The sequence below is a fragment of the Aerococcus sp. L_32 genome, from assembly GCF_050689315.1.
The window spans coordinates 1-542 of sequence record NZ_JBOEQF010001228.1; the positions used below are offsets into that span (position 1 = coordinate 1).

General features: G+C 39.5%; 1 protein-coding gene. It reads left to right on the top strand.

The features are described from left to right. Positions 1-355: 50S ribosomal protein L9 (gene rplI, locus ACRCJ0_RS19070; RefSeq protein WP_431391776.1), on the top strand; the 355-nt coding region annotated here is incomplete at its 5' end. Between the last annotated feature and the right edge of the window lie 187 nt (positions 356-542).

Consider the following 542-nt stretch of genomic DNA (forward strand, 5'->3'; position numbering starts at 1 on the left):
GGGTTTAGCCAAAGAAGCTACATCAAGTGCTGTTTCTGCGCAACGTGGTAAAGAAAAAGCCAACGAGAAACAAGCGCAAGAAGAATTACAAGAAGCAAAAGACTTAAAAGCTAAAATCGAAGACGAGAAAACAGTCGTAACGATTAAAGCTAAGGGTGGAGAAGACGGCCGTTTGTTTGGTTCAGTCCCATCTAAACAAATTGCTACTGGTATGTTGAAACAATACGGTATTAAATTAGATAAACGTAAAATGGACTTGGACGAACCAATCCGTTCATTTGGTTACACAAATGTACCTGTAAAATTACATCATGAGGTTGAAGCTACTATTCGCGTACATATCGTCGAAGAATAGGGCTAGTCTATCTATATATTGGAGGCTAGGATGTATTCCTGGCCTCCTATTTTATTCAATTTTTATATCAATGTGCTTATGTTTTTTAGTATAATAGTTAGGTGATGGAGGTGCTGACTTGGCGGAGAATTTAGATCATACAACACCGCCTCAAAGTATAGAGGCTGAGCAAGCTGTGCTCGGTGCC